At 50.1% G+C, this 24,337-nt stretch carries 22 protein-coding genes, 1 tRNA gene and 3 pseudogenes; 9 read left to right on the plus strand and 17 right to left on the minus strand.

Annotation, left to right across the window (positions count from 1 at the left end; all coding sequences use genetic code 11):
- Positions 1–36 precede the first annotated feature (36 nt).
- Positions 37–379 (plus strand): annotated as a pseudogene (locus HH682_RS10880) (IS1 family transposase); the annotation flags it as partial.
- On the opposite strand, the pseudogene HH682_RS10885 reads toward HH682_RS10880, so the two are convergent.
- The 8 genes and pseudogenes from HH682_RS10885 to HH682_RS10920 all read right to left on the minus strand — a co-directional run.
- Positions 366–542 (minus strand): annotated as a pseudogene (locus HH682_RS10885) (transposase); the annotation flags it as partial. The pseudogenes HH682_RS10880 and HH682_RS10885 sit on opposite strands and share 14 nt — an antisense overlap.
- A gap of 176 nt (positions 543–718) precedes the next feature.
- Positions 719–1,684: an ABC transporter ATP-binding protein gene (locus HH682_RS10890; protein WP_214237579.1), complete on the minus strand. Its 966-nt coding sequence runs from the start codon at positions 1,682–1,684 to the stop codon at positions 719–721.
- Positions 1,681–2,661 carry an ABC transporter ATP-binding protein gene (locus HH682_RS10895; protein ID WP_214237580.1) on the minus strand — a complete coding sequence of 327 codons (981 nt, stop codon included), beginning with the start codon at positions 2,659–2,661 and terminating at the stop codon, positions 1,681–1,683. Before HH682_RS10895 ends, HH682_RS10890 begins: the two co-directional genes overlap by 4 nt.
- Complete coding sequence (gene opp4C, locus HH682_RS10900; protein ID WP_214237581.1) at positions 2,658–3,605, minus strand: oligopeptide ABC transporter permease; 948 nt, start codon at positions 3,603–3,605, stop codon at positions 2,658–2,660. The genes HH682_RS10895 and opp4C overlap by 4 nt, the downstream gene beginning before the upstream one ends.
- Positions 3,602–4,564, minus strand: a complete 963-nt coding sequence (locus tag HH682_RS10905; RefSeq protein WP_214237582.1) for an ABC transporter permease — start codon at positions 4,562–4,564, stop codon at positions 3,602–3,604. Before HH682_RS10905 ends, opp4C begins: the two co-directional genes overlap by 4 nt.
- 53 nt (positions 4,565–4,617) lie before the next feature.
- Positions 4,618–6,243, minus strand: a complete 1,626-nt coding sequence (locus HH682_RS10910; protein WP_250318667.1) for an ABC transporter substrate-binding protein — start codon at positions 6,241–6,243, stop codon at positions 4,618–4,620.
- A gap of 396 nt (positions 6,244–6,639) precedes the next feature.
- Positions 6,640–6,716, minus strand: a tRNA-Ile gene (locus HH682_RS10915).
- A gap of 113 nt (positions 6,717–6,829) precedes the next feature.
- A complete protein-coding gene (locus tag HH682_RS10920; protein ID WP_214237584.1) occupies positions 6,830–7,168 on the minus strand; it encodes a gamma-glutamylcyclotransferase family protein in 339 nt (112 codons plus the stop codon).
- Between the two features lie 138 nt (positions 7,169–7,306).
- Between HH682_RS10920 and HH682_RS10925 the strand changes: the two genes are divergently transcribed.
- The 5 genes from HH682_RS10925 (at position 7,307) to gsiD (ending at position 13,644) form a co-directional block, all read left to right on the plus strand.
- The gene (locus tag HH682_RS10925; protein WP_214237585.1) at positions 7,307–8,113 is read left to right on the plus strand and encodes a deaminated glutathione amidase; all 807 of its coding nucleotides are present in this window, start codon (positions 7,307–7,309) and stop codon (positions 8,111–8,113) included.
- A gap of 211 nt (positions 8,114–8,324) precedes the next feature.
- Positions 8,325–10,229 carry a dipeptide ABC transporter ATP-binding protein gene (locus tag HH682_RS10930; protein WP_214237586.1) on the plus strand — a complete coding sequence of 635 codons (1,905 nt, stop codon included), beginning with the start codon at positions 8,325–8,327 and terminating at the stop codon, positions 10,227–10,229.
- Positions 10,226–11,761: a glutathione ABC transporter substrate-binding protein GsiB gene (gene gsiB / locus HH682_RS10935; RefSeq protein ID WP_214237587.1), complete on the plus strand. Its 1,536-nt coding sequence runs from the start codon at positions 10,226–10,228 to the stop codon at positions 11,759–11,761. The genes HH682_RS10930 and gsiB overlap by 4 nt, the downstream gene beginning before the upstream one ends.
- A gap of 44 nt (positions 11,762–11,805) precedes the next feature.
- Positions 11,806–12,726, plus strand: coding sequence for a glutathione ABC transporter permease GsiC (gene gsiC / locus HH682_RS10940; protein WP_214237588.1), 921 nt, complete (start codon positions 11,806–11,808; stop codon positions 12,724–12,726).
- A 9-nt stretch (positions 12,727–12,735) separates the two neighbouring features.
- The gene (gene gsiD, locus HH682_RS10945) at positions 12,736–13,644 is read left to right on the plus strand and encodes a glutathione ABC transporter permease GsiD (RefSeq protein WP_214237589.1); all 909 of its coding nucleotides are present in this window, start codon (positions 12,736–12,738) and stop codon (positions 13,642–13,644) included.
- A gap of 164 nt (positions 13,645–13,808) precedes the next feature.
- Here the strand turns inward: gsiD and HH682_RS10950 are convergent, their stop codons facing one another.
- The 5 genes and pseudogenes from HH682_RS10950 to HH682_RS10970 form a co-directional block, all read right to left on the minus strand.
- The gene (locus HH682_RS10950) at positions 13,809–14,300 is read right to left on the minus strand and encodes a GNAT family N-acetyltransferase (RefSeq protein ID WP_214237590.1); all 492 of its coding nucleotides are present in this window, start codon (positions 14,298–14,300) and stop codon (positions 13,809–13,811) included.
- Between the two features lie 90 nt (positions 14,301–14,390).
- Positions 14,391–15,314: a kdo(2)-lipid IV(A) palmitoleoyltransferase gene (gene lpxP, locus HH682_RS10955; RefSeq protein WP_214237591.1), complete on the minus strand. Its 924-nt coding sequence runs from the start codon at positions 15,312–15,314 to the stop codon at positions 14,391–14,393.
- 142 nt (positions 15,315–15,456) lie between these two features.
- The gene (locus tag HH682_RS10960) at positions 15,457–16,023 is read right to left on the minus strand and encodes a YceI family protein (RefSeq protein ID WP_214237592.1); all 567 of its coding nucleotides are present in this window, start codon (positions 16,021–16,023) and stop codon (positions 15,457–15,459) included.
- A gap of 129 nt (positions 16,024–16,152) precedes the next feature.
- Positions 16,153–16,476 (minus strand): annotated as a pseudogene (locus tag HH682_RS10965) (MsnO8 family LLM class oxidoreductase); the annotation flags it as partial.
- Between the two features lie 130 nt (positions 16,477–16,606).
- Positions 16,607–16,957: a cupin domain-containing protein gene (locus HH682_RS10970; protein ID WP_214237594.1), complete on the minus strand. Its 351-nt coding sequence runs from the start codon at positions 16,955–16,957 to the stop codon at positions 16,607–16,609.
- Between the two features lie 266 nt (positions 16,958–17,223).
- Between HH682_RS10970 and HH682_RS10975 the strand changes: the two genes are divergently transcribed.
- The 3 genes from HH682_RS10975 (at position 17,224) to HH682_RS10985 (ending at position 20,686) form a co-directional block, all read left to right on the plus strand.
- Positions 17,224–18,180 carry a LysR substrate-binding domain-containing protein gene (locus tag HH682_RS10975; RefSeq protein WP_214237595.1) on the plus strand — a complete coding sequence of 319 codons (957 nt, stop codon included), beginning with the start codon at positions 17,224–17,226 and terminating at the stop codon, positions 18,178–18,180.
- Positions 18,181–18,257: 77 nt separating this feature from the next.
- Positions 18,258–20,417, plus strand: a complete 2,160-nt coding sequence (locus tag HH682_RS10980; RefSeq protein WP_214237596.1) for a beta-glucosidase family protein — start codon at positions 18,258–18,260, stop codon at positions 20,415–20,417.
- 128 nt (positions 20,418–20,545) lie between these two features.
- On the plus strand, positions 20,546–20,686 hold the full coding sequence (locus HH682_RS10985) for a hypothetical protein (RefSeq protein WP_214237597.1): 141 nt from the start codon (positions 20,546–20,548) through the stop codon (positions 20,684–20,686).
- Positions 20,687–20,690: 4 nt separating this feature from the next.
- Here HH682_RS10985 and HH682_RS10990 read toward each other — a convergent pair whose 3' ends face one another.
- From HH682_RS10990 to HH682_RS11005, 4 genes are read right to left on the minus strand one after another with little or no spacing between them, the layout of a single operon-like run.
- Positions 20,691–21,470 carry a heme ABC transporter ATP-binding protein gene (locus HH682_RS10990; protein WP_214237598.1) on the minus strand — a complete coding sequence of 260 codons (780 nt, stop codon included), beginning with the start codon at positions 21,468–21,470 and terminating at the stop codon, positions 20,691–20,693.
- Positions 21,463–22,467 carry a FecCD family ABC transporter permease gene (locus HH682_RS10995; protein ID WP_214237599.1) on the minus strand — a complete coding sequence of 335 codons (1,005 nt, stop codon included), beginning with the start codon at positions 22,465–22,467 and terminating at the stop codon, positions 21,463–21,465. Before HH682_RS10995 ends, HH682_RS10990 begins: the two co-directional genes overlap by 8 nt.
- Positions 22,451–23,284: a heme/hemin ABC transporter substrate-binding protein gene (locus tag HH682_RS11000; RefSeq protein ID WP_214237600.1), complete on the minus strand. Its 834-nt coding sequence runs from the start codon at positions 23,282–23,284 to the stop codon at positions 22,451–22,453. Before HH682_RS11000 ends, HH682_RS10995 begins: the two co-directional genes overlap by 17 nt.
- Positions 23,284–24,309: a hemin-degrading factor gene (locus tag HH682_RS11005; RefSeq protein ID WP_214237601.1), complete on the minus strand. Its 1,026-nt coding sequence runs from the start codon at positions 24,307–24,309 to the stop codon at positions 23,284–23,286. Before HH682_RS11005 ends, HH682_RS11000 begins: the two co-directional genes overlap by 1 nt.
- Between the last annotated feature and the right edge of the window lie 28 nt (positions 24,310–24,337).

Consider the following 24,337-nt stretch of genomic DNA (forward strand, 5'->3'; position numbering starts at 1 on the left):
CAGATAAATTCCCCCTTTTTATCGAAAGGGGTTCTGATGGCTAAGGTCGATGTGAAATGTCCGTTTTGTAAGCAAACAGTCCAGTGAAAAAGCATGGGCTGGGAAGCACCGGGCATCAGCGTTATCGTTGCCAGGCATACTGCAGAAGCTTTCAACTCGAATATAAATACCGTGCCTGCCAACAGGGCATGAAGACACAAATTGTTGACCTTGCCATGGACAATGCCGGTATCCGGGATACCGCTCGCGCATTGCGCATTAGCATCAATGCCGTTGTGCGCACGCTAAAAAACTCTCGCCGAGAAATGTAACCTCTCGTCCACTGGATAATCTGCAAAGTCAACTCATTTGTGAAGTGGATGAAATGTGGTCATTTGTTGTTTTTGTTTGCTGCGCCAGGCATAAAGTTGGGATTCATACAGGGTGAGTTCGTGGGCGGCGGCAGTAACACCGATGCGACTGGTAAGCTTCAAGGCTTCGGCACAGAACTCGGGCGTGTGCTGTTTACGGAGCTTTTTGTTGGTTGATACTGGTTTTGTCATGAGTCACCTCTGATTGAGAGTTTACTCACTTAGTTGCGTGTCCACCATTGATGGGTAAACAAGCTTGGCACCGGAGGTCACAGCGTTATCAAAGTAAGGAATCGGCTATCACTGAGAGTAAGTGAAAGCCATCATCTTATTTTTGCGATCTTTGGTAGGGCTTACTCTTTACTTAGCTAAATTACATGGCACGCCACCCAGTGTCCGGATGATACTTCGCGCAACGCCGGCACCTGCTCGCGGCACTGCGCTTTCGCCTGCGGGCAACGTGGCGAAAAACGGCAGCCGGAAGGGGGACGTGACGGATCCGGAATCTCTCCCTGGACCACCGCTATCGGCTCACCTTCTGGATCAAGCGTCGGAACGGCAGCGAGTAACGCTTGGGTATAAGGATGCAGAGGCTGACTGAACAGCGTGTCGCGGCTGGCCGTCTCCACCAGCTGGCCGAGATACATTACCGCTACATCATCGCAAAGATGTTCTACCACGCCGAGATCGTGAGAAATAAAGAGAAAGGTGACGCCATGATCATCGCGCAGATCCGAGAACAGGTTAATAATCTGCGCCTGAATAGAGACATCCAGCGCCGAAATTGGCTCATCAGCGATAATAAAATCCGGATTAAGGATCAGTGCACGGGCAATGCCAATGCGTTGGCGCTGTCCCCCTGAAAATTCGTGCGGGAAACGGGGATAATGCTGCGGAGCCAGTCCGCAAATCTTCATCACTGCGATCACTTTGTCATACAACTCTGCTTTCGTGCACAGCTTATGTGCTAGAAGCGCCTCACCAATGGCATCTCCGATACGCATGCGCGGATTGAGTGAGCTATAGGGATCCTGAAACACGAGTTGCATTTTGGGGCGTAGCGCCTGCCTCTGCCGCGCCGTCAGGCTAGACAACGCCTGTCCCCGGTACTTAATACTGCCAGCAGTTTGGTCATATAATCCCAGCAATGTTCGACCCACGGTGGTTTTACCGCTGCCGGACTCGCCAACTAGACCGAAAATAGTCCCCTGGCGGATACGAAAGCTAACACCGTCAACGGCGCGCAACTGACCCGTTTCCTGCCCAAATAGGCCATCACGTATTGGGAAGTACTTCTTCAGCCCTTCCACTTCAATTAAGTGTTCGTCACTCATGATAAGGATTCTACTTTTTCACTGTGATAACAGGCGACCCGCCGCGTTTGCCCAACAAGTGGTGGAATACCTGCCTGACAAATCTCGCTGGCGCGTTCGCAGCGGTCAAAAAAAGCGCAGAAGGCCGGTAGCGCGGCCAGATCCGGTACCTGACCGGGGATCGGGTAGAGCCGACGTCGCCGCTCGCCGGGCACGGGTCGTGAAGCAATGAGACCTTTGGTATAGGGATGCCGCGGATCACTCAGTACCTCCGCCGTAGGCCCTTGTTCGACAACCCGTCCGGCATACATTACCACCACCTGCTCCGTCATCTGGGCGATGACCCCCAAGTCATGGGTGATCAGCATCAGCGCCATCTGGTTCGCGCGGGCTTGATCGCGCAGCAAGCGTAAAATCTGGGCCTGAACGGTCACGTCTAGTGCCGTGGTAGGTTCATCGGCGATCAGCAGTTTCGGCTGGCAGCTAAGGGCCATTGCGATCATTATGCGCTGCAACATGCCACCGGAAAGCTGGTGCGGGTAGCTCGCCATCACACTCTCCGCACGTGCGAGCCCGACACGGTTTATCAACGCAATGGCTTGCTGCCAAGCGGTTTTAGGCGATTGACGAAGATGGTGAATCAATGGCTCGCACAGCTGTTCGCCAATGGTCAACACCGGATTCAGGGCGCTCATCGGTTCCTGAAAAATCATCGCTAGCTGGTTGCCACGCAGGTCGGCCATCTTGGCGGGAGAGAGCCTGAGCAGATCCTGCCCCTGAAAGCGGATTGCACCACCATCAATACGTGCCGCTTGCGGTGGCAGCAAGCCCATTAGCGACAGGGCGGTGACGCTTTTGCCACAACCGGATTCGCCGACGATACCAATGGTCTGTCCGGGATCAAGGGTGAAAGAAACTTCTTGCACGGCGCGCGCACGGCCCTGTTCGACAGCAAAGGAGACGGATAACTGTTCAAAGGTGATCAGTGGTTGGCTCATTTCAGGCTCCGTTTCATGCGGGGATCGAGTGCATCACGCAATCCATCGCCGAGTACGTTAATGGCAACCACGGTAATAAAGATGGCGATGCCCGGCGGCATCCACAACCACGGGCGACGTTGAAAGTCGATCAGGCTGTTGGCGGCATCCATCATATTACCCCATGAGGGAGTTGGCGGGACGACACCAAGACCGAGATAGCTCAGTGCAGACTCGCTCAGAATGGCATTCGCCACCGCCATTGTCGCCATGACCACCAGAATCGGGACGGTATTCGGTAGCAGATGACCAAACAGACGGCGACGTGCTGAGAGTCCCAGGACCTGCGTTGCCAGCATAAAATCACGTTCGCGCAGTGAAAGGATTTGCCCCCGCACTAGCCGTGCCAGTTTAGGCCACTCCAACAGGCTCAACATGATGATCACCATATAGATACGCGCATCCGCTGAGAAATCGAATTCCGACAACATGGCGCCAGCGACAATCAACAGCGGCAGGCTAGGAATGGTCATCACCAAATCGGCCAAACGCATTATCAGTTTGTCGGTCAGCCCCCCCGCGTAGCCTGACACGGCACCGAGCAGATAGCCTAGGGTTACCGACAGTAACATCGTTAACAGGCCGATAGTCAGCGAAATACGCCCCGCAAAGAGTAACCGCGTATAGACGTCCCGCCCCAAGAAATCAGTCCCCAGCCAGTGCTGTGCCCCTGGCGGCTTGTTAATCATAAGGGCATCCGTGGCATCATCCTGCCACGGCGACCAGAGCGGCCCCAATACGCACCAGATCGCCATAATAATCAATAAAACGAGGCACAGCATAGCCAGTGGGTTACGTCGTAACGCCTGCCAAGCCTGGTGCCATAGTGAGGGGGTTGCCTGAGCCAGTGCTGGGATCACCGCTTTGCGTAGCCGGCGATGAGTGGAAAAAAGGGAACGGATCATGATGAACTTACCCGAATACGCGGGTCTGCCCACGCATAAAGTACGTCAGCCAGCAGATTGCCGAGGATAGTTAACACCGCTAGGAATAACGTAAAACCCATCAACACCGGATAGTCACGAGCGGCGAGCGAATCGATGTGGATATGCCCCGCACCGGGCCAGTTGAAGACTTTTTCGGTGATGATGGCACCAGAAAACAGCCCCGGGAGCTCAAAGCCAAGCAAGGTAATGATCGGCAGTAGCGCATTACGTAACGCATGTTTCATGATCACGGTGCGTTCGCGCAAACCTTTTGCCCGCGCGGTCCGAATAAAATCCATTTTGATAACATCGAGCATGCTGGCGCGAAAATAGCGCGTCAGGCTGCCCGCCTGTAACATTACCAGTGCCAGCACAGGCAACACTAGATGTGCCGCTACCTGAACGATATAGGCCCAGCCCGTGTCGTTACTGCCGGTATTGGTCATGCCGCCGACCGGTAACCATTGTAGATCCACCGCAAACCATTTAATTAACAATAGGCAGAGAAAAAATGTCGGAAAAGACATCGCGGCAAATACCAGCACGCTGACCAGATGATCGAACCACGAGTTAGCTTTTATCGCCGATGCGATACCGACAGACAGGCCAATCCCCCAGTAAAACACCAGTGCGACACTCGCCAGCAGGAATGAGTTCCAGATGTATTGATTGAGCAACTGTGTGACCGGGATTTGATATTGCAGCGAGAAACCCAAATTACCCCGCAACAGTTGGCCAAGCCAGTGCAGATAGCGAGTAAGCAGCGGTTGATCAAGACCATAAATCGCTTTTAGTTCAGCCGCGCGCGCGGCGGTAAGCGTCACGTTGCCATCGATAAAGTCGCCCGGCGTTTTTGCAAACAACATAAAGATGATGAAGGAGGCAAACAGCAGCATGGGTAGAGTGTGGATCAGTCGTCTGAGGATGAAATTTTTCATGGTGTTCTCATATCAGCCGCCAGCAAGTGCCGACGACTGATTCGTTGACAAGGTTACTGAACGATCTTGACGTCCGGCAGACTGCCTGTGAGGCCGTTATAGATATCCGGTTTGAAACCGGTTACACGGGCACTACTGGCGGAAAGGACTTGGCGATAGCCGAGCAAAATCACTGGAGGGTCATCTGCCAGCACTTTATACAGCTGGTGGTATATTGGCTTACGCTGTGCCACATCCAATACTGCGTTACCTTCATTGATCAGCTTATCCACCTGCGGATTTGCGTAGCCGGAGACCTTAGCCTCGGTGCTGTAGTAATCCCATACCCCGTCATGAGGATCGTTTAACGTACTGGTGCTAAAGGATGCTAGGTCGTAATTACCGGCTTTGCGCTGGGCCATCAGGGCATTAAAGTCCACGACCTGGGGTTTAAGCAATACTCCGATTTGTTGCCAGTTCTCTTTAGCGATGGGAATCAGCGCATCATTTAATACTTTTTTGCTGGCCAGTAAGGTCAGTTCAAGACGTTTACCGTCTTTCACCCGAATGCCATCTGGGCCGGGTTTCCAGCCCGCTTCATCGAGTAATTTTTTCGCCTGCAGCGGATCATAGTGGTATGGGTTTACGCCATCCGCATTATAGGCCCAGGAAATTGGCGCGATAGGTTCAATCGCAACCTTACCATACCCCTGATACACCACATCGATCAGCTTCTGGCGATCCAGTCCAAAAATCAGCGCTTGACGCACCTTGACGTCCTGCAACGCAGGACGGTGAACATTGAATTCGATTTTGCTGTAATCACTGGACCCATAGAGATTGATATTGGCAAAGCCGAGCAGTTTTAGTTGTTCAATATCATCCGGTCGTGAAGTGAAGCTGTCGTAATCTGTTTCACCGGTCTGGAATAACTGGAAATTGGTAGAGGGGTTAGTGATGCGATAAATAAAACGTGGCGTCGGCGGAGTGCCAAGATAAAAGTGGGTATTGGCATGAAAACGAATTTCCTGCCCAGGTATATATTTTTCATAAACATAGGGGCCATTTCCCAGCGGTTTGCCATGTAGGGTCCGCAGGTAGTCAAGGTTACCACGCTGATAGCCCTTGCCATAATAGGCAGCAGACAGCACCGGGCCGCCAATTTTTGCCAGGGTGGTGGCCCCTGGTTGGGTGGTAGTAACCTGAAGCGTGAGTGGGTCGATCACTTTCAGACCACTGATGCTGTCGGCTTTACCTGCTTTATATTCAGCACCTCCCGCGATATTGGCCAACGTGATATCGGTGTCGCCATCATATTTCGGGTCGTACAATACCGTCAGGGTAAAGGCGACGTCTTTGGCGGTGAGCGGTGAGCCGTCGCTAAACGTCAGATTGTGGCGCAGCTTAAGGGTATAGACTTTTTTATCTGGGCTTACGGTCCAGCTTTCAGCTAAACCCGGTACCAAATTACCGTGGCTGTCCCAGTCAATCAGGCGTGAAAAGATGACGTTAGTAACGTTTTCATCCCAGCCATTGACAAAGAAGTAGGGATTAAAAATCCCCTGAGGTTCAGAAATCCCCGCCACCACCGTATCTTTGCGCAGCTTGGCAGTTGTTGGGATCTGACTGATATCGGTGGCCGGAGTGATGCCCTCCTTAAGGGTACTTTCGGCAAAAGTCATGGTACTGAAGGCTATCATGCCGCTGAAGAGGGCTGTTTTAAGATGGAATGGGATATTATGTTTGTTGATTAACCTGACCAAAAGAAACCCTCATCAATATTATTGCAACGTTAATTTACAAAAACTGAACGTTAAGCTTTTCCCGATCCGGTGTCTAACAACCATACGCTATAACAAATAACTAAATTTCCTTATAATTTTTATGGGTAAGCATAGAAATTATTTTCTTTATTACGATAATACAATTCAGATTAACGCCCCTATAAATAGCTGTGGGCAATATCGAACACTGGCAGGTGTGCGATACAACGTGACGGTGAAAAATCCACCGCCATTTTATCGCCACTCGAAAATGAGGTAACAAAAAAACCACTCAATCGAGTGGCTTAATGTCCTGATTTAACAGGAAAAATTTGGTGGCCCCTCCCAGACTTGAACTGGGGACCAAACGATTATGAGTCGTCTGCTCTAACCGACTGAGCTAAGGGGCCTTAATGTGGCAGGGAGTATAAAGCATCCGATTAGTCGAATCCAGTACTGTCGAGTTAGTTGCTGTTTTTTAAGGCAGATTATCTGCTATCACTAAGAATTTTACAAAGCCGTCCTAGTATGTCGAGGAACGAGGTTGGACTTGGTAGACCCAAGCGTCAAGTTGTTGCCCCTCAGCAGTGGTGGCGGTGGTCAGCACGCGATCATAGCCGGCCTCGAACTCATCCAATTCGGGCCAGTGATGCGGTAACTGTGGACTGATAAATAAATAGCCCGCCACCTTATCCCCTTGCTCATCTAAGACGACTCCCGGAAAATCCGCCGCCAATCCCCATGCCCTAGGGTAATAAGTGCCTCGAATAGTCGCAGCTACCCACTTGCCGCCGATGCGGGTGAGTAGATGCTCATTTTCACGGCCCTTTTGTAAAGTGCCGTACACAAATAAAGGTGTCATGCCGACTCTCCTCGCTATCCGTTTTTCACATCATGCTTTGAGCAGCAGTGATATTGCAATAATTTACCTTGGGGAAGCGCTCAAAAGCCTCTACATTGTTTACAGCGCGTTCTATCACTCGATCTACCAGGAGAAGCAATGAATATCGCATTGGGTCAATGGCAAGTCAGTCGAGAATGGCAAGAAAATGCCAATACCATTATTCAGCTAATGCAGGATGCCGATCGGCAAGCTGCACGGTTACTGGTACTACCTGAAGCGGTATTAGCTCGGGATAACCAAGATAGCCATTGGGTGATCGATGCAGCGCAACCCCTCGATGGCCCCTTTATCAGTCAGTTGCTGGCTGCCAGCCGTACGCTCTCACTGACCACCCTTTTCACGCTGCATGTTCCGGCTGGCGATAATAAAGCGCGTAATGTATTAGTGGCGCTGCGTCAGGGTGAGATCTTACTGACCTACGATAAAATTCATCTCTATGATGCTTTTACGGTGCGTGAATCAGATAGCGTCGTCGCCGGACAAACCTTACCCCCCTTATTACAGATCGATGATTTTAAGGTTGGTGTAATGACTTGCTACGACTTACGCTTTCCAGAGATGGCACGGGCCTTAGCCTTACAAGGCGCCGAGTTACTGGTTCTACCTGCCGCATGGTTAAAAGGTGCCAATAAAGAACTGCATTGGGAGCTACTTACACGGGCACGCGCGCTCGAAAATACCTGCTATATCGCGGCAAGCGGTGAATGTGGCGTTAAAAATATTGGCCATAGCCTAGTCGTGGATCCTCTCGGCTTAGTCATCGCTCAAGCGGGAGAGCGGCCGCAACTTATTTTTGCCCAGCTCGATAAAACACATCTCACTGCGGTGCGTCAGCAATTACCGGTGTTACAGCATTGTCGTTTAAGGTCAGCGCCTGCGTTCGTTTCGCCCACCCTCTATTAGATTTTTTTAGCGATGAACATAACAAAACGTTATTAATCGCTTGAGGTTATTGATTTACAAGCCAAGTAAGACTTCTTATAGTCAAAATGGCATAACTTCAGAAACATCATATACTTTTGATAAGGCGTTATTCGATTTACGCGCGGTGAGTGGCACACTTTCATCACTAACGTTGCCGTTTTTAGTGCAGTCATAAAAGGGAGAGTTAAGGGTGTCGGAAACGGATCAACAAGCTCATCAGTCTCAGCCCATCCTACAAGTGGAAAATCTGACCATTCGTTTCCCTCAACAGGGAAGGCTACAATCCGTGGTAGATAACCTGAATTTATCGGTCTACCGAGGAAAAACCCTCGCCCTAGTCGGTGAGTCGGGGTCAGGCAAATCCGTCAGTTCTCTGGCGTTGATGGGCCTATTACCCAAAGAAGCGGTGGTCGAGGGCCAGCGTCTGTTACGTAACCGAGCGGGCCAGCACATAGAGCTGGGTCAGCTTACGGAGTCCCAATGGCAAGGGGTGCGTGGCGCAGAAGTTGCCATGATATTTCAAGAGCCGATGACCTCACTCAATCCTGTCTTTACCGTTGGTCAGCAGTTAGCCGAATCAGTACGTCAGCATCAACCCCTCTCCAAAACCGAAGCGCTTAAACAAAGTCTACAACTGTTAGAACGCGTGAGAATTCCGGCGGCTAAACAGGTACTTAGCCGCTACCCGCATCAGATGTCCGGGGGAATGCGTCAGCGAGTGATGATTGCAATGGCCCTCAGCTGTCGCCCGGCACTACTGATTGCCGATGAGCCAACCACGGCACTTGATGTCACCTTACAGGCACAAATATTAACGCTGATCCGTGAATTACAGCGAGATCTGGATACTGGCGTGCTCTTTATCACCCATGATATGGGCGTGGTAGCCGAAATGGCTGATGAGGTCACCGTGTTACGTCAAGGTCAATCGCTGGAGACCGCTGCAGTCGATACGCTTTTCTACGCGCCACAGCATCCCTATACTCGGCAATTACTCGCGGCGGTACCGCGTCTAGGGGATATGCAACCCTACGATCAACCACAAAAATTTTCTTTACTCACAACAGAGAATCCCCCTGCGAGCACTCACGACACGGTCGATAGGCACTCTCCCCCGCTATTACAAGTCAGGGATCTAGTGACCCGCTTTCCGCTACGTGGCGGCCTCCTTAATCGCGTCGTCAATGAAGTGCATGCGGTAGAACATCTCAACTTTGACTTGCGTGCAGGAGAAACTCTGGCGTTAGTTGGCGAGTCTGGCTGCGGTAAATCGACCACTGGTCGGGCGCTTCTTCAATTAGTGACGAGCCAACAGGGGGCAATCACCTTTGATGGGCAACGTATCGATCAACTAACTGGCTCGGCACTCAACCGATTACGCCAGCAAATCCAGTTTATTTTCCAAGACCCGTATGCATCGCTCGACCCACGTAAAACGGTCGGCTACTCAGTTATGGAGCCGCTGTTAGTGCATAAACTGGCCTCACCTGCGCAAGCACAACAGCGGGTACATCAACTGCTGGAAAAAGTCGGCTTATCGGCAGAGCATGCCTTGCGTTATCCGCATCAATTCTCGGGTGGGCAGCGTCAACGTATCTGTATTGCTCGCGCACTGGCTTCTAATCCCAAAGTAATTGTCGCCGACGAGTCGGTTTCGGCATTAGATGTCTCTGTGCAGGCACAAATTATTAATCTACTGCTCGATTTACAGCGGGAGCAGGGATTGGCTTTCTTATTTATTTCCCATGATATGGCGGTTGTCGAGCGTATCAGTCACCGGGTGGCTGTTATGTATCAAGGACAAATCGTGGAGATGGGGCCACGTGCTGCTGTCTTCGCCACGCCTCAACACCCTTATACTCAAAAACTACTTAAGGCAGTACCGGTTGCGGATCCGAGAAGTCAGCGACCCCCCCTCTCTTCAGCCGTTGAAGAGATTCCCAGTGCCATCTATCCCTTAGGAAAAGGCCCCGAACGCGTAACCCTCAATGAAGTGGCCCCTGGGCATTATGTTGCGACAAACGCGTCGACCTCACCTTTATCGCCGGCCCATACGGCATCCCCTTCATTGCAGACAGGAGACACTTTATTATGACCACACGCCAACGCCCTTGGCTTATTGCGGTAGGAATGACCGCAAGTCTACTCAGTGTATCGAGCTTCGCCGCAAAAAATATCGTCGTCGCGGTCGGATCTAATTTCACCACGCTCGATCCTTATGATGCCAATGACACCCTTTCCCAAAGCGTCGCTAAATCATTCTATCAAGGACTCTATGGCTTCGATGAAGCGATGAAGATTAAGCCTGTGCTCGCAGAAAGCTACCACGTGAGTACAGATGGCCTGACCTATACGCTAACATTACGTCCGAATGTGACTTTCCAAGATGGCACCCCTTTTAATGCACAGGCAGTTAAGGTTAACCTTGATCGCGCCAGCAACCCGGATAGCCACTTAAAACGTTATAATTTATTTAACGATATCGCCAAGACAGAGGTAGTGAGTCCGCTCACGGTGAAAATCACCCTGAAAAAACCGTTCTCAGCCTTTATTAACACCCTAGCTCACCCCTCTGCTGTGATGATCTCGCCCACCGCTTTACAGAAATATGGTAAGCAAATTGGCTTTCATCCGGTCGGAACCGGCCCTTATCAATTTATCAGCTGGAACCAGACCGATGCGATGACGGTGAAGAAATGGCCCAATTATTGGCAAAAAGGATTACCTAAGTTAGACAGTATCGTTTGGCGTCCTGTTGCTGATAACAATACCCGAGCGGCAATGTTGCAGACAGGGGAAGCGGATTTTGCTTACCCAATTCCTTATGAGCAAGCCCCCCGCTTAAAGGCGAACAGTAAGTTGGATGTGGTGAGCTGGCCATCCATTATGCAGCGTTACATTAGTCTAAACGTGACACAAAAACCTTTTGATAATCCAAAAGTCCGTGAAGCACTTAACTATGCGATCAATCGTGAAGCCTTAGCTAAGGTTGCGTTTGCGGGTTATGCTACCCCTGCTACCGGCATTGTACCGCCCGCTATTGCTGATGCCCAACACTACCCGGCTATTCCTTATGATCCGGCCAAAGCGCGTCAATTATTAAAAGAGGCTGGTTACCCACAAGGTTTCCTAACAACTTTATGGTCGTCACACAACCACTCTACGGCGCAGAAGGTTTTACAGTTCACACAGCAACAGCTCGCACTGGTGGGGATTAAGGCCCAAGTAACGGCGATGGATGCAGGACAACGTGCCGCACAAGTCGAAGACAAAGGCCAGAAAGAGAGTGGAGTGCGGATGTTCTACACCGGTTGGACCGCCTCAACTGGCGAGGCTAACTGGGCCTTAACACCGCTGTTTGCGACCAGCTCATGGCCACCGGCAATCTTTAATACCGCTTTTTACAGTAATCCTCAGGTGGATAAAGATTTAGCCGATGCATTAAATGCCACCGATGCGGCCAAGAAAAATGCCTTCTATAAAGATGCGCAAGATAAGATTTGGCATGACCAACCTTGGATCCCGCTGGTAGTCGAAAAGTTAGTCTCCGCCAATAATAAGGCCCTCACCCATTTCAATGTCATGCCAGATACCGGTTTTGATTTTGATAATGCTGATCTGAAGTGATTGTATTGGGCAGGTAACCCCCTGCCCACAACCCGAGAATACGCATGCTCAATTATTTTCTTAAACGCTTGCTAGGGATGCTGCCGACGTTATTGATTGTCGCCATTCTCGTTTTTCTATTTGTCCACCTGTTACCCGGCGATCCGGCTCGCCTGTTAGCGGGGCCTAATGCTGACGGCACTGTTGTGGCCATGGTTCGCCATCAACTTGGTCTAGATTTACCCCTGCCGCAACAGTTCTGGCACTATATCGTTCGATTACTGCATGGCGATTTTGGTCAATCGATGTCATCACAGCGACCGGTAAGTGAAGAGATCGCCAGTCGCTTTACGCCAACGCTACTGTTAACCCTCTGTAGCATGGCATGGTCATGCCTATTTGGCTTATTAATCGGTGTCGCTTCCGCGGTATGGCGTAACCGTTGGCCGGATAAATTGGGGATGCTGATCGCCGTGTCGGGTATTTCGTTCCCCGCCTTTGCTTTAGGTATTCTACTCATGCAGATTTTCTCCGTACAACTCGGATGGCTACCGACGGTCGGAGCCGATAGCTGGCGCAACTATATTTTGCCGTCTCTTACCCTCGGCGCGTCAGTTGCCTCGGTGATGGCACGTTTTACCCGTGCTTCGTTTATTGACGTATTGGGTGAAGACTATATGCGCACGGCTCGCGCGAAGGGCTTAAGCCCAAGTCGCGTGATCTTTAAACATGGCCTACGTAACGCGCTTATTCCGGTCATTACCATGATGGGACTCCAGTTTGGCCTACTATTAGGCGGCGCGATTGTGGTTGAAGTGGTGTTTAACTGGCCAGGGCTGGGCCGTTTATTGATCGATTCCGTCGAAAACCGGGATTATCCCGTTATTCAGGCATTGGTCCTGCTGTTTTCCTGTGAGTTTATCGTGATCAATTTAGTCGTCGATATCCTCTATGCTGTGGTTAACCCCACCATCCGCTACCGCTGAGGAAAGGTCATGAAACATTGGCGCCGCGAAGCGGCTATGAAATCCCTTCCACCCCTTGATCCGACAGCCCCGCAACCGCCCTTGCGCGAGTTTTGGCTGCGCTTTCGTCAGCAACCCGTGGCGGTTATTGCCGCGCTGTTTGTGATCGTTCTCTTTATTATCGCGATTTTTGCACCTTGGCTTACGCCTTTTGATGCAGAAAATTACTTTGATTATGACCGTATAGACCAAGGCCCAAGCCTGATGCACTGGTTTGGCGTGGATGCGTTAGGGCGAGATATCTTTAGCCGTGTTATGTTAGGAACGCGTATTTCCTTATTGGCTGGGGTTTTTTCCGTTGCACTGGGATCTGTTATTGGGACAGTACTAGGCTTAATTGCAGGGTATTACGAGGGGTGGGCAGATAGGTGCATTATGCGTATTTGCGATGTGCTGTTCGCTTTCCCGGGGATCCTGTTAGCGATTGCGGTGGTCGCACTGATGGGACCGGGTATGTCAAACGTCGTGATTGCCGTCGCGATTTTCAGTATTCCGGCGTTTGCACGACTGGTTCGTGGCAATACCTTGGTGCTGAAACAACTCACCTGGGTGGAGTCGGCACGCAGTATTGGGGCCTCAGATACTCATATTTTACTCAAGCATATTCTGCCGGGCACCTTCTCCTCGATTGTTGTCTTTTTTACACTACGTATTGGGGTATCGATTATCTCGGCTGCCAGTCTCTCATTTATCGGATTAGGCGCTCAACCGCCCACACCTGAATGGGGCGCAATGCTCAATGAGGCACGTTCCGATATGGTGATGGCACCGCATGTCGCCCTGTTTCCTATTCTTGCCATCTTTCTCACCGTACTGGCCTTTAATTTATTAGGTGATGGCTTGCGCGACGCGCTCGATCCCAAATTACGTAAGCAGTAAAGGTTAGGCTGATAAGTAAAAACCTGCGAAAGCAGGTTTCAGATGACCGATAAAGTCCTGATCTCTTGGTCAGGACTTTGCGCTTACACAGAGATTTCTCACCCTCTATCTTGCCAATAAAAAATAGTTTGTGCTCAAAACCTGTTAGGCCTTTGACTAACCGGCTATTCTTGCTTAGAACCGGTGGCTAATTGCGCTAAAAAGTGTTGATCAAGGCGATGATAATTGACCTCTTCAACCACCTTTGCTCCGAGGGATGCATAAAAGCTTTGCGCTGCGCTATCTTCACGCACTGATAACCAATCTAATCGGCTACAGGACTTCTCTTGAGCACGCTGTGCGATAAAGCCCATCATTTGATGGCCAAAACCTTTACGTCGATAGTTCTCTGAGACGAATAGCTCTTTAATAAACATCTGCCCACTGTAACGAGGAACAGGATAGAGTATCGTTACGCAGGCAAAGGCAATGATACGCCCTTCACTCATACCTTTATAAATTTCAGTGCCAGAATGGGCAGGGAATACCCTATCTTTTAAGTACTTAGCCATTTGCTCCGCGGCGATAACGGCTTGCGGATGGTGATAACGTTCCATTTCGGAAAAAATATCGACCAAATCAGCCCACTCGTCCGGCCCACACTGCGTAATTTCCATGGGTATTCCCCGTTAATTTATAATGGATTAACTATAGACGAGGCCAAGTTCCCCAGTATAAAAAAAGCGCCTTGACGGCGCTTTTTCTGATTAACTGTAGAGTGACACTTCACCCGGTGGACGGGTTTTAAACCGACGGTGCAACCAAAGGTATTGCTCTGGTGCGCGGAGTATCTCGGTTTCAATCACCTTATTCATATAGCTCGCCGCGGCTTGCGAATCTTCATAAGGATAATTTTGTAGTGGCGGTTGAATAATTAATTGATAACCACTTTTATTGGTATTGCGGATCAAAACAATAGTCAGCATTGAAGGCTTGGCCAATCGCGATAACACGAAGGTACCATTGGTTGTCGCGACCTTATCGACCGCAAACAGTGGCGCAAAAACACTGCCTTTGGGGCCGTAATCTTGGTCTGGGGCAAACCATACCGCTTCGCCTTGTTTCAACGCATGGACCATCCCGCGCAGGTCGCGGCGGTCGATCATCGCTTTGTTCGAACGCATACGCCCTTTGGTCTGCGCCCATTCCATCGCTTGGTTATTATGCGGCCGGTACATTGCCATCATCGGCTGACAAAGCCCAGTAATCCGACCTCCTAGCTCTAGCGACATAAAATGCACACCAATCACCATGACACCACGCTGCTCTTGCTGCGCTTGTTGCAGATTATTTAGCCCAGAGACGGAGTAAAGTTTACGTACCCGTTTATCTGACCAAAACCATGCGATGCCTGTCTCGACCAGGGCCATCCCCAGAGATTCAAAGTTTTTGGCAATGAGCACTTCCAATTCTTGCTCTTGGATATTGGGAAAACACAGTTGAACGTTACGCCGAGTAATCGACTCACGTCTTTTTAATACACGACGTGAAATTTTACCGGCCTTCGCCCCTAATCGAATCAAAATTGGATAAGGGAGTTGCACGAGTAGCCACAGCACACCAAGTCCGAACCAGGTGAGCCAATAGCGTGGATGTAAAATTTTAAGCTGAAATTGCCCAGTTTTTTTCATAAAGCCTTCAATAAAAGAAGCCTCTACGCCAGAAACTCCACATTTCTTGGCAACGTATGGCCTCGGTAAAGAGTTTGACCGCAGAAAGCAGAGAATGTCACCGAAATATTGCGTTAAATAATGAAAGCAAATGTATCCAAGATTAAGGTGTCGTCGCGACGAGGACAATATCAACTTGGATAGGGTCCGCGACCAGCGCAGGGTATTGTCCCATACCAAAGGCTTGGCGCGATAGAGTGATCGTACCAGAAAGTCGTAAATATCCTCCACTCGGGAGTAAACGTGAATCGTCGCTCCGCTTACCATAGAGCATCACTGGCCGAGTCATCTCTTTGATTTTTAGAGACCCTAATACCCGATAACGCCCCTCGCCCACGTCGACAATACGACTGCTGGTAAAGGTCACATTAGGGTATTGAGCTTGATCAAAAAATTGATGGCTCTTTAAGGCCCAGGTCAGCACGCGGTGGTGAGCATCAAGATTTGCGATAGGCATATCGATTCGTAGCCGGTCTGCCATATCTTGCTCTGGGTCTACCACGATATCCCCGCGAAGCCCAGTGATCCGTGCATGGTAATCGGATTTACCAATCATATTCCAACGCAGCAATACATAGCTGCTATCGGTTAATTGAAAAGGAATTGGGGCGGCATAGATCGGAAGTACTCCCCCCAAGATCCCAAGCAACAATAATCCCACACGTAACATGACTTAACTCCCGAACAGAGACGCTGAAACTATAGCTTAGCGTGGAGTGACCTGCCGAGAGAAATTATTTATGGGTAGGTGATTCCGGGAGGGTTAATCTGTGAATGCGTCACCCCTTCTTGCTCGTCCTCCCACCCCGAGATCAATACGGCCTGGGGCTATCGCTGCCAATAGATGGAAATTTTCAGCCACTTTATAAGGACTATAGCGCTGTAACATTACGCCACCGGCCCCCAGACGCAGGGTCTTTGTCTGAGCAGCTAACCACGCCAGTACAATTTCCGGCGACGGGCTAGCCAGCGCAGGGGTATTGTGATGCTCTGCAATCCAGTAACGATAAAAACCCGCTTGTTCAGCTAAACGGGCAAGCGCTAAGCTATTTTGTAACGCTTGCTGGCTAGTTTCCTCCGGCTGTCGCGGGCACTTATCCAGAATACTCAGACGAAAAGGCATAGGGCTTCTCTTTATTAATCACCATGCCTTAGTTCTAAAAGAAAAGAGAAATTGTTGGAAATAATTAATTAGGCATTAAAAATCATATATTTCGCTAATCGCTGATTCGTGACGTAAATATAACATTCCTCTATGAGGTCGAGATAGGTAAATCCTGTCGGTCTCCCCGCGTGCTGGGGTGGGAAATGACTAAAAATTCCACCGCTTCCTGAGAAGCATTGAGTGCTTGATGGGCAACAGTAGGCGGAATTTCTAGGCCTTGCTGAGCCTGTAACCGATGTTTATCTCCTGCTAATTCCACTATCAGTTCACCGGTTAATACAAAGAAAAATTGCCGTGATTGTTGGTGGTAGTGACGGCGTTCTGCGGTACCAGCAGGCATTTTCTCATGAATAATTAATAAGTCTTGGCGTTGAAGTAAATACCAGCCATCGCACTTATCACCCCACTGATAATGTTCAGCCGTTGTCTTATCGATCATGGTTTCTCCTATTTAACGCATACTTTCTGATTAATAACACAAACTATGCTAACGATTACCATTAATTTGCTAAGAATATATTTCGAGTTAACAGCGTTTTATGCTGATTTTTATTTATTGGCTGCAATTAACCGATGTAGGACGGCTATTTTCCGATAATTATCGCCGTTATATCTTTGTGATATAACGTTTTCGTTTTAATTATTTATGTAATGAAGACCAATTCACTACTGTGGGAGTCATTAAATGCATAAAGAGTATGCCTTATGAATTTCCAGCAACTTAAAATTATCCGTGAAGCAGCCCGTTGCCAGTGTAATCTCACCGAGGTAGCAAAAACCCTTTTTACTTCCCAATCCGGGATTAGCCGTCATATTCGTGAATTAGAGGACGAATTAGGGGTCGAATTATTTATTCGTCACGGTAAGCGTATGCTCGGTCTTACCGGTCCGGGAAAAGAGATGTTAGTGATCGCTCAACGGATATTAGACGAGTCGGCGAAAGCCAAGCGTTTAGGCCAATTATTTACCGCACAAGAAGCCGGAATATTGACTATTGCGACCACCCATACCCAAGCACGTTACTCCTTACCCTCCATATTAAAGCAGTTTCGTAGTCGCTATCCGCATATTCAAGTCGTTCTTAATCAAGCGACGCCGGAAGAGATCCGCGATCAGGTAATTTCCGGTGAAGCGGATATCGGTATTGCTTCCGAGGGCTTAGCTCATAATGGAAAGTTAACCACTTTTCCGTGGTTCAAATGGAACCACCGTATTTTAGTTCCGCATGACCACCCTTTAGCGCAGGAGGATAAACTCAGCCTAGAGCAGTTAGCGCAGTGGCCGCTTGTGACTTATCGCGCGGGGATGACCGGGCGCTCCGTGATAGATGAAGCCTTTCAAACCGTCTCATTGCTGCCCAATGTCGTACTCAGTGCTCAAGATTCTGATGTGGTCAAAACCTATGTTCGCCTCGGGATGGGGATCGGTATCATTGCCGAGACAGCAGCCGATCACGACGATCCTGAGTTGATCTCTTTGGACGCCCGTCACCTGTTTAATAGTAATACCGTGTGGTTAGGGGTGAAGCAGGGACAATTGCAGCGGGACTATTTGTGGCAATTTATGACGCTCTGTAACCCGAATCTGTCTGAAGACGAATTAAAGCAGATGGCACGCGGTATCACTGAACCTTCAGAACTCGGTTACGATTTTCAAATTTAAGCGCACGGATACCTCCTCTCTTATGACATAGGCGACTAGGCTAAAAGGACTTACTCTTACGCTTAGGAGCTTATGTTATGTCTTTCCCATGGCAAAAACCTGGCTTAAATGCCGATCAACAAGCTGCAGCGGTTGTCGCCGCAATGACTACTGATGAAAAGTTTGCTTGGCTCTCTGGGCCGATGGCCATTCCGTTAAAAAAAGACGATAAACTGCCGCCAGAGGCAATAGGATCAGCCGCTTACTATCCGGCTATTCCTCGCCTGGGGATCCCAGCCTTACAACAGAGTGATGCCAGTTTAGGGGTCAGTGCATTGGGGGGAATTCGTTCTGGTGATCACGCTACCGCTCTTGCTAGTAGCTTAGCGTTAGGGGCTTCTTTCGATCCAGAACTGGCAGAAGCCACGGGGGAGATGCTTGGGCGCGAGGCTTTTAACAAAGGATTCAATGTTCAACTTGCCGGTGGAGCTAACCTTATTCGCGAGCCTCGCGGTGGACGTAACTTCGAATATATTTCCGAAGATCCTCTGCTGACTGGCGTGATAGCGGGGCACAGTGTGCGCGGTATTCAATCTCAACATGTGGTGTCGACCGTTAAACACTTCGCAGTCAATGCCCAAGAAACCGGGAGAGTGGTTGCTGACTCAAGAATAAGTGAGTCCGCACTACGTGAATCTGATCTCTTAGCCTTTGAACTGGCCATCGATATCGGTAAACCCGGCGCAGTTATGCCAGGGTATAATCTGGTTAATGGCGATTGGGCCTCTGAAAATCATTTTCTGTTATCGCAGGTGTTAAAAGGTGATTGGCAGTATCCGGGATGGGTGATGTCTGATTGGGGAGCGACACACTCCGCGACGAAAGCTGTACTGGCTGGGTTGGATGTCCAATCGGGTGCGAATCTCGATGAATGTGTGTGGTTCGATCAACCTCTACGCGATGCCATTACGCAAGGCGAGATCGTCCCGGCGCAGATTGATCAGATGATCAAGCGGATCCTCCGTAGCCTATTTGCCTGCGGAGCCATCCAACATCCCGCTCAACGCGGTAATAACCTCGACTATAGTTGGCATCAATTGATCGCCCAACGTGCAGCGGAACAAGGCATCGTCTTACTGAAAAACCAACAAAATATTCTCCCCCTGCCGCCCGAGCTAACCCGCATTACGGTAATAGGCGCCCATGCCGATAAAGGCGTGTTAGCGGGAGGTGGCTCATCGGCGGTGACTCCACAAGGCAGCTTACAGCAAGAAGGCGTCGATTTTATGGGGATACAAACCCCCAAAGTCTATCACCCCAGCTCACCCTTGGCGGCTATTCGCCGTAATTCACTGGCTAAACAGGTTGATTATGTATCGGGAGTATCGATCGAAGAGGCACTCGATACCGCCCAAGGCAGTGATGCTGTGATTATTTTCGCCGAGGAGTGGCGTTCGGAAGCACTCGATGCCCAAGGCTTGGATCTTGATGATCACCAAAACCAGTTAATTGAGACCTTATCCGCCGCCCACCCAAAAGTAGTGGTAGTGCTAGAAACCGGGGGAGCAGTGACCTTGCCTTGGCTTGATAAAGTACCCGCTCTACTGGAAGCGTGGTATCCCGGTTCGGGGGGTGGGGAAGCCATTGCCGGTGTATTATTTGGTCGAGTAAACCCTGCAGGACGCTTACCGATCACCTTCCCGGCCAGCGAACAACAATTGCCTCATCCTGATCAAATCGATCCCAGCACCACAACCTCTTTACCCGGCGTTAAAGTAAAAGGTGAGATCTTTACGATCGATTACGACGTCGAGGGGGCGGATGTTGGCTATCGCTGGTATGAACGTCAACGCTATAAGCCATTGTTTCCCTTTGGTTTTGGCCTTTCTTATACGCAATTTAGCTATGAGGATTTGCAGCTTTGCCAGACCTCAGGCGAAATAACCGCTAGCCTAACTTTAACCAACTGTGGTGAACGAAGTGGCAGTGACGTGGTACAGCTCTATCTGCGCCCAACATCAGGACGTTATCCTTCGCGCTTAGTGGCCTTTCGTAAAATCACCTTGGCACCGGACGAGGCACAACGTATCAGTTTACGTATTGAGCCGCGCGTGGTGGCGCAATGGCAGAGTGCACAACAGTACTGGTCGATTGCCGGAGAAGAATACGAGATCTACCAAGCCACCGATGCGCTCACGCCAGTACTCAGCGGTAAGCTGACTCTTGCTGCGCAGACCTTTGGTTATCCGCTTTGTTAAAGTGAGTGGCTCGGTCTGCCAACCTCTATTATGAGGTCGCAGACCGTAAAAACGGTTTTACGTCATTAATCTGTCATCTTTGTGCGGCAAGCTAGCGGGAGTCATCGGCATATTGAAGAGGTTTACCTATGAGCGATTATGATTACGATCTTTATGAGACGCTGTTTGCCACCCGTCAACGCCCTTTTCCTGAAGAATCGAGCGCGGCTGTACCTCGACGCCATATCCCTGACGAGGGGGAGTACCATGAGCTGCAATTTAATGATTAAGTCATTACTTATTCAATAAAACGATTGGATGGGAAGACGAGGCAGGCTGAATGACGCTTAATTCAGCCTGATACCAAGCGGTTAATTGCGATTCGGTAAGTACCTGCTGTACCGAACCGTCAGCCACCAATGTCCCCTGCTGCATGACCACAATCCTGTCTGACCAGGTTGCCGCCAAATTGACATCATGCAGTATCGCGCAGACCATTAGCTTTCCGCCTCGCGTTAATCGATGAAGTAAACGCAACAAATGTTGTTGGTGATAGAGATCTAAAGCCGAGGTTGGCTCATCAAGAAATAACCACCCCTCCGGTTCCTTATCTTTCCATAATTGTGCCAATACCCGCGCCAACTGAATTTGCTGCTGCTCCCCACCTGACAGGGTTGCGTAATAACGATCACGGAGCGCTTGGCAACCGATCAGCGACACGACTTGATCCAAGATCGTACGTTGTCGTCGGATAGCGTACTGACTGATCCCCAACAAGATCACCTCTTCAGCCGACATAGCAAAGGCTAACTGATTATGTTGGCGCATAACGGCTCGTTGCCCAGCGAGTTGCCGTCTGTCCCAATGTGCATACGGCTTGCCAGCCAACAAACACTCTCCATTTGTTGCACCGAGAAAACCCGTTAATAAGCGTAATAGCGTCGACTTTCCTGCGCCATTCGGGCCCATTATGGTGACAAATTCGCCAAGTTTAAGATCGAGATCTAGGGGGTTAATTAAGGTCTGCGATCCGATTCGCAGTTCGAGTTGCCTAGCGGTAAGCGTTTTAAGCATAACTGGCCTGTAAGCGTTTAAGGATCAACATAAAAAACCACGGTGCGCCCAGCAAACTGGTCAGCAAGCCTACGGGCATTTCGGCAGGTTGGACTAGGGTTCGTGCCAAGGTATCTGACAGGAGTAACAGTAACGCACCGACAATTATCGCCCCAGGCAATAACCAGCGATGATCGCTGCCAAACATCATTCTCACCAGATGCGGGATCACTAAACCGATAAAACCAATTATACCGGTGAAAGAGACGGCGGTTCCGACCAATAAGGCGTTACCGATTAATAAACACTGCTGAGTGCGTAACACATCTAACCCGCTGTAAAAGGCATCCTCTTCACCCAATTGTAAGAGGTTTAGCGCACGTGCAGAGCGCAAAAGTAAAACAGAGGTGGGAAGGATGATGATCGCACAAAGCCCAACCACTGGCCATTGGGCTTGAGCCAAGGATCCCATGCCCCAGAGTGAAAGCTGGCGTAGCTGTTGATCATTACTCAGCCACGACAGTTCGCCGATCAGCGATCCAGAGAGTGCATTGATCGCGATCCCTAAAAGCAATAACCGTGATAGCTGTCCTTGGCTGACCTTGTTTAATTGAAAGATTAACGCCGTCACTAATAAGCTACCGATAAAGGCCGCAATCACCGGCAACCATAAACTGGCGAAGAGCGGTAATTGCAGCGGCAGGAGTAAAGCCAAAGCCACCATAAGGCCTGCACCACTGCTAATGCCCAATAGCCCAGGATCGGCAAGAGGGTTACGAAAAAGCCCCTGCATAATGGTTCCGGATACTGCTAGCGCGGCGCCAATCAGTAGTGCCAGCAGAACCCGAGGAACACGAATCGTTAACCACACTTGCCACACAATACTGTCGAGCGGCTGCTGCCAAATTTCCGTCAACGAGAGTTTCATCGCCCCTAGCTGAGTCGCCGCAATAGCACTGATAACCAGTAAGGCGATAAACAGTAGCAGCCTAGTCTGGCGGCTAAGGCTGACGCGCATAGCTGCCTGCCACATCTTGACGAAGTTTGAGGATAGCCTGTGGGGTGTCGATCCCAAAACCTAACAGGGCCATTTGGTCGATCACCACGACACGATGGGCTTTGCCTGCAGGAGTTAAGGCTAAACCGGGTAGCTTCCATAGCTGACTCGCTCCCCCCATCTGCTGGAGCGAGTGCTGGTCTATGACGACGACCTCAGGCGCTGCGGCGATCACACCTTCTTGCGACATCGGCTGATAGTGTGCCACCTGCCCCATCACATTGGTCAGTCCAGCGCTACGTAAGGCGACATCAGCGGCAGTCTCTTTGCCTGCAATCAAGCTTTGCATACCGTGATTGGCCATAATATAAAGCGCCTTATGACTGATCCCGGTGGACGCTTGATTAAGCGCGCTTACCTGTTGTGCTAATCGCTGCAATATAGGCTGCGCTTGAGCGGTTTTACCTAACGCTTGTGCGAGCGTGCTGACCTTTACCCTAATCATCGAGAGCTGTGGCTGCGCAGGGACAGTCACCACTTTTACGCCGACTTTTTCGATTTGCTGGAAGACCTGAGAAGGTTGTGCCTGTGCATTGGTCAGTACCAAAGTAGGCTTGAGCGCCAATATTCCTTCATTGTTTAACTGGCGCATATATCCAATATCGGGAAGCTTAAGGCTCGCATCAGGACGCTGACTGGTTGTGTCACGCCCCACCAATTGGTCGCCACTGCCCAGCGCATAAATAATCTCGGTCACATCGCCGCCTATAGAGACTAACCGTTGTGCAGCCGTCACAGGCAGCGTGGATAAGCAGAGTAACAATACGGCGAATTTCATTAGCAGAGTTCTCCGGCTAATTCCTCAAGCTGTTGACGCCAGAGGCTTTGTTCCAGCTGCCCTTCCGTACGTTGTCCATAGAGTTGGGCGATTTGCGTGCCATCTTCGGCAAACAGCTCTAGGCTGGTGACGTGACCGTCGGCGGTAGGCTTACGGGTGATCCAGGTTTCAGCGATTTTCCTATCTTGGAGATGCAAGGTAAAATTATCGTTAAAGATATTGAGCCAGCCTTTCATCTCTGTCACTTTCGCTAAGCGGCCAGTAAATATTTGTGTGCAGCCACGATTCCCGACAAAAATCATGATCTCGTTTTGCTGCTGCTGTACGCGCTCAAGTAATAGTGCAATGCTCTCGTTACTGACTTGGTGTGCGAGCTCATCGCTGACCAGCGTGAAGGCTTGTTGACGGGTAAGCTGATGACGACGCAGTAATTGGAAAAATTGGTGCACGTCGGTCATCGCTCGCCACTCTTGCTCCACTGTTTGTGGGTCACTGCTACCGGTTTGCTTGACCGCAGATGGCGGCTGTAATGCGAGGCTGGAAGGTGTCGCTTGCTGCCACTGATCGATCAGTGCTTGCCACGCGATACTGTCTGTTTGTGCTGTGACATAAATTTTAACGACCGCTTCGCCTTGAACATCGAAGATTTGCAGGCTTTTACGTTCACCCGAAGCACTCAGCTCCGTTAAGGCAAAAACGCTATGCCATTGCTTGGGGAAGAAACGTTGATCAAGGGCTCGTGGGTTTAATACTAAGCCAGCATGTTGGCCAAAGTGCACGTTCTCGTAACGTCCAATGTGCTCATGTACCGCGTAATCGTTACGAACCAAACTTTTGATCTCGCCAACCACAGCTAATCCGTTAAGTAGAGCTTCAAATTTGGGTTGTAACGATAGTGCATCGTGACCGCAACGAATCAAGGTTAATTCAGCTTCACTGATCGCCATCATTGCCGCGAGATCACGGACATACAGGTGCGGGTGTTCCGTTTTTAACGCTAAATAATCAAGATACTGTTTATTCATCGGTTACGTCCTCGATAACGCCCCAGCG

The organism is Rosenbergiella gaditana (assembly GCF_018494065.1).
In the GTDB taxonomy this organism is placed as follows: Bacteria; Pseudomonadota; Gammaproteobacteria; order Enterobacterales; family Enterobacteriaceae; genus Rosenbergiella; species Rosenbergiella gaditana.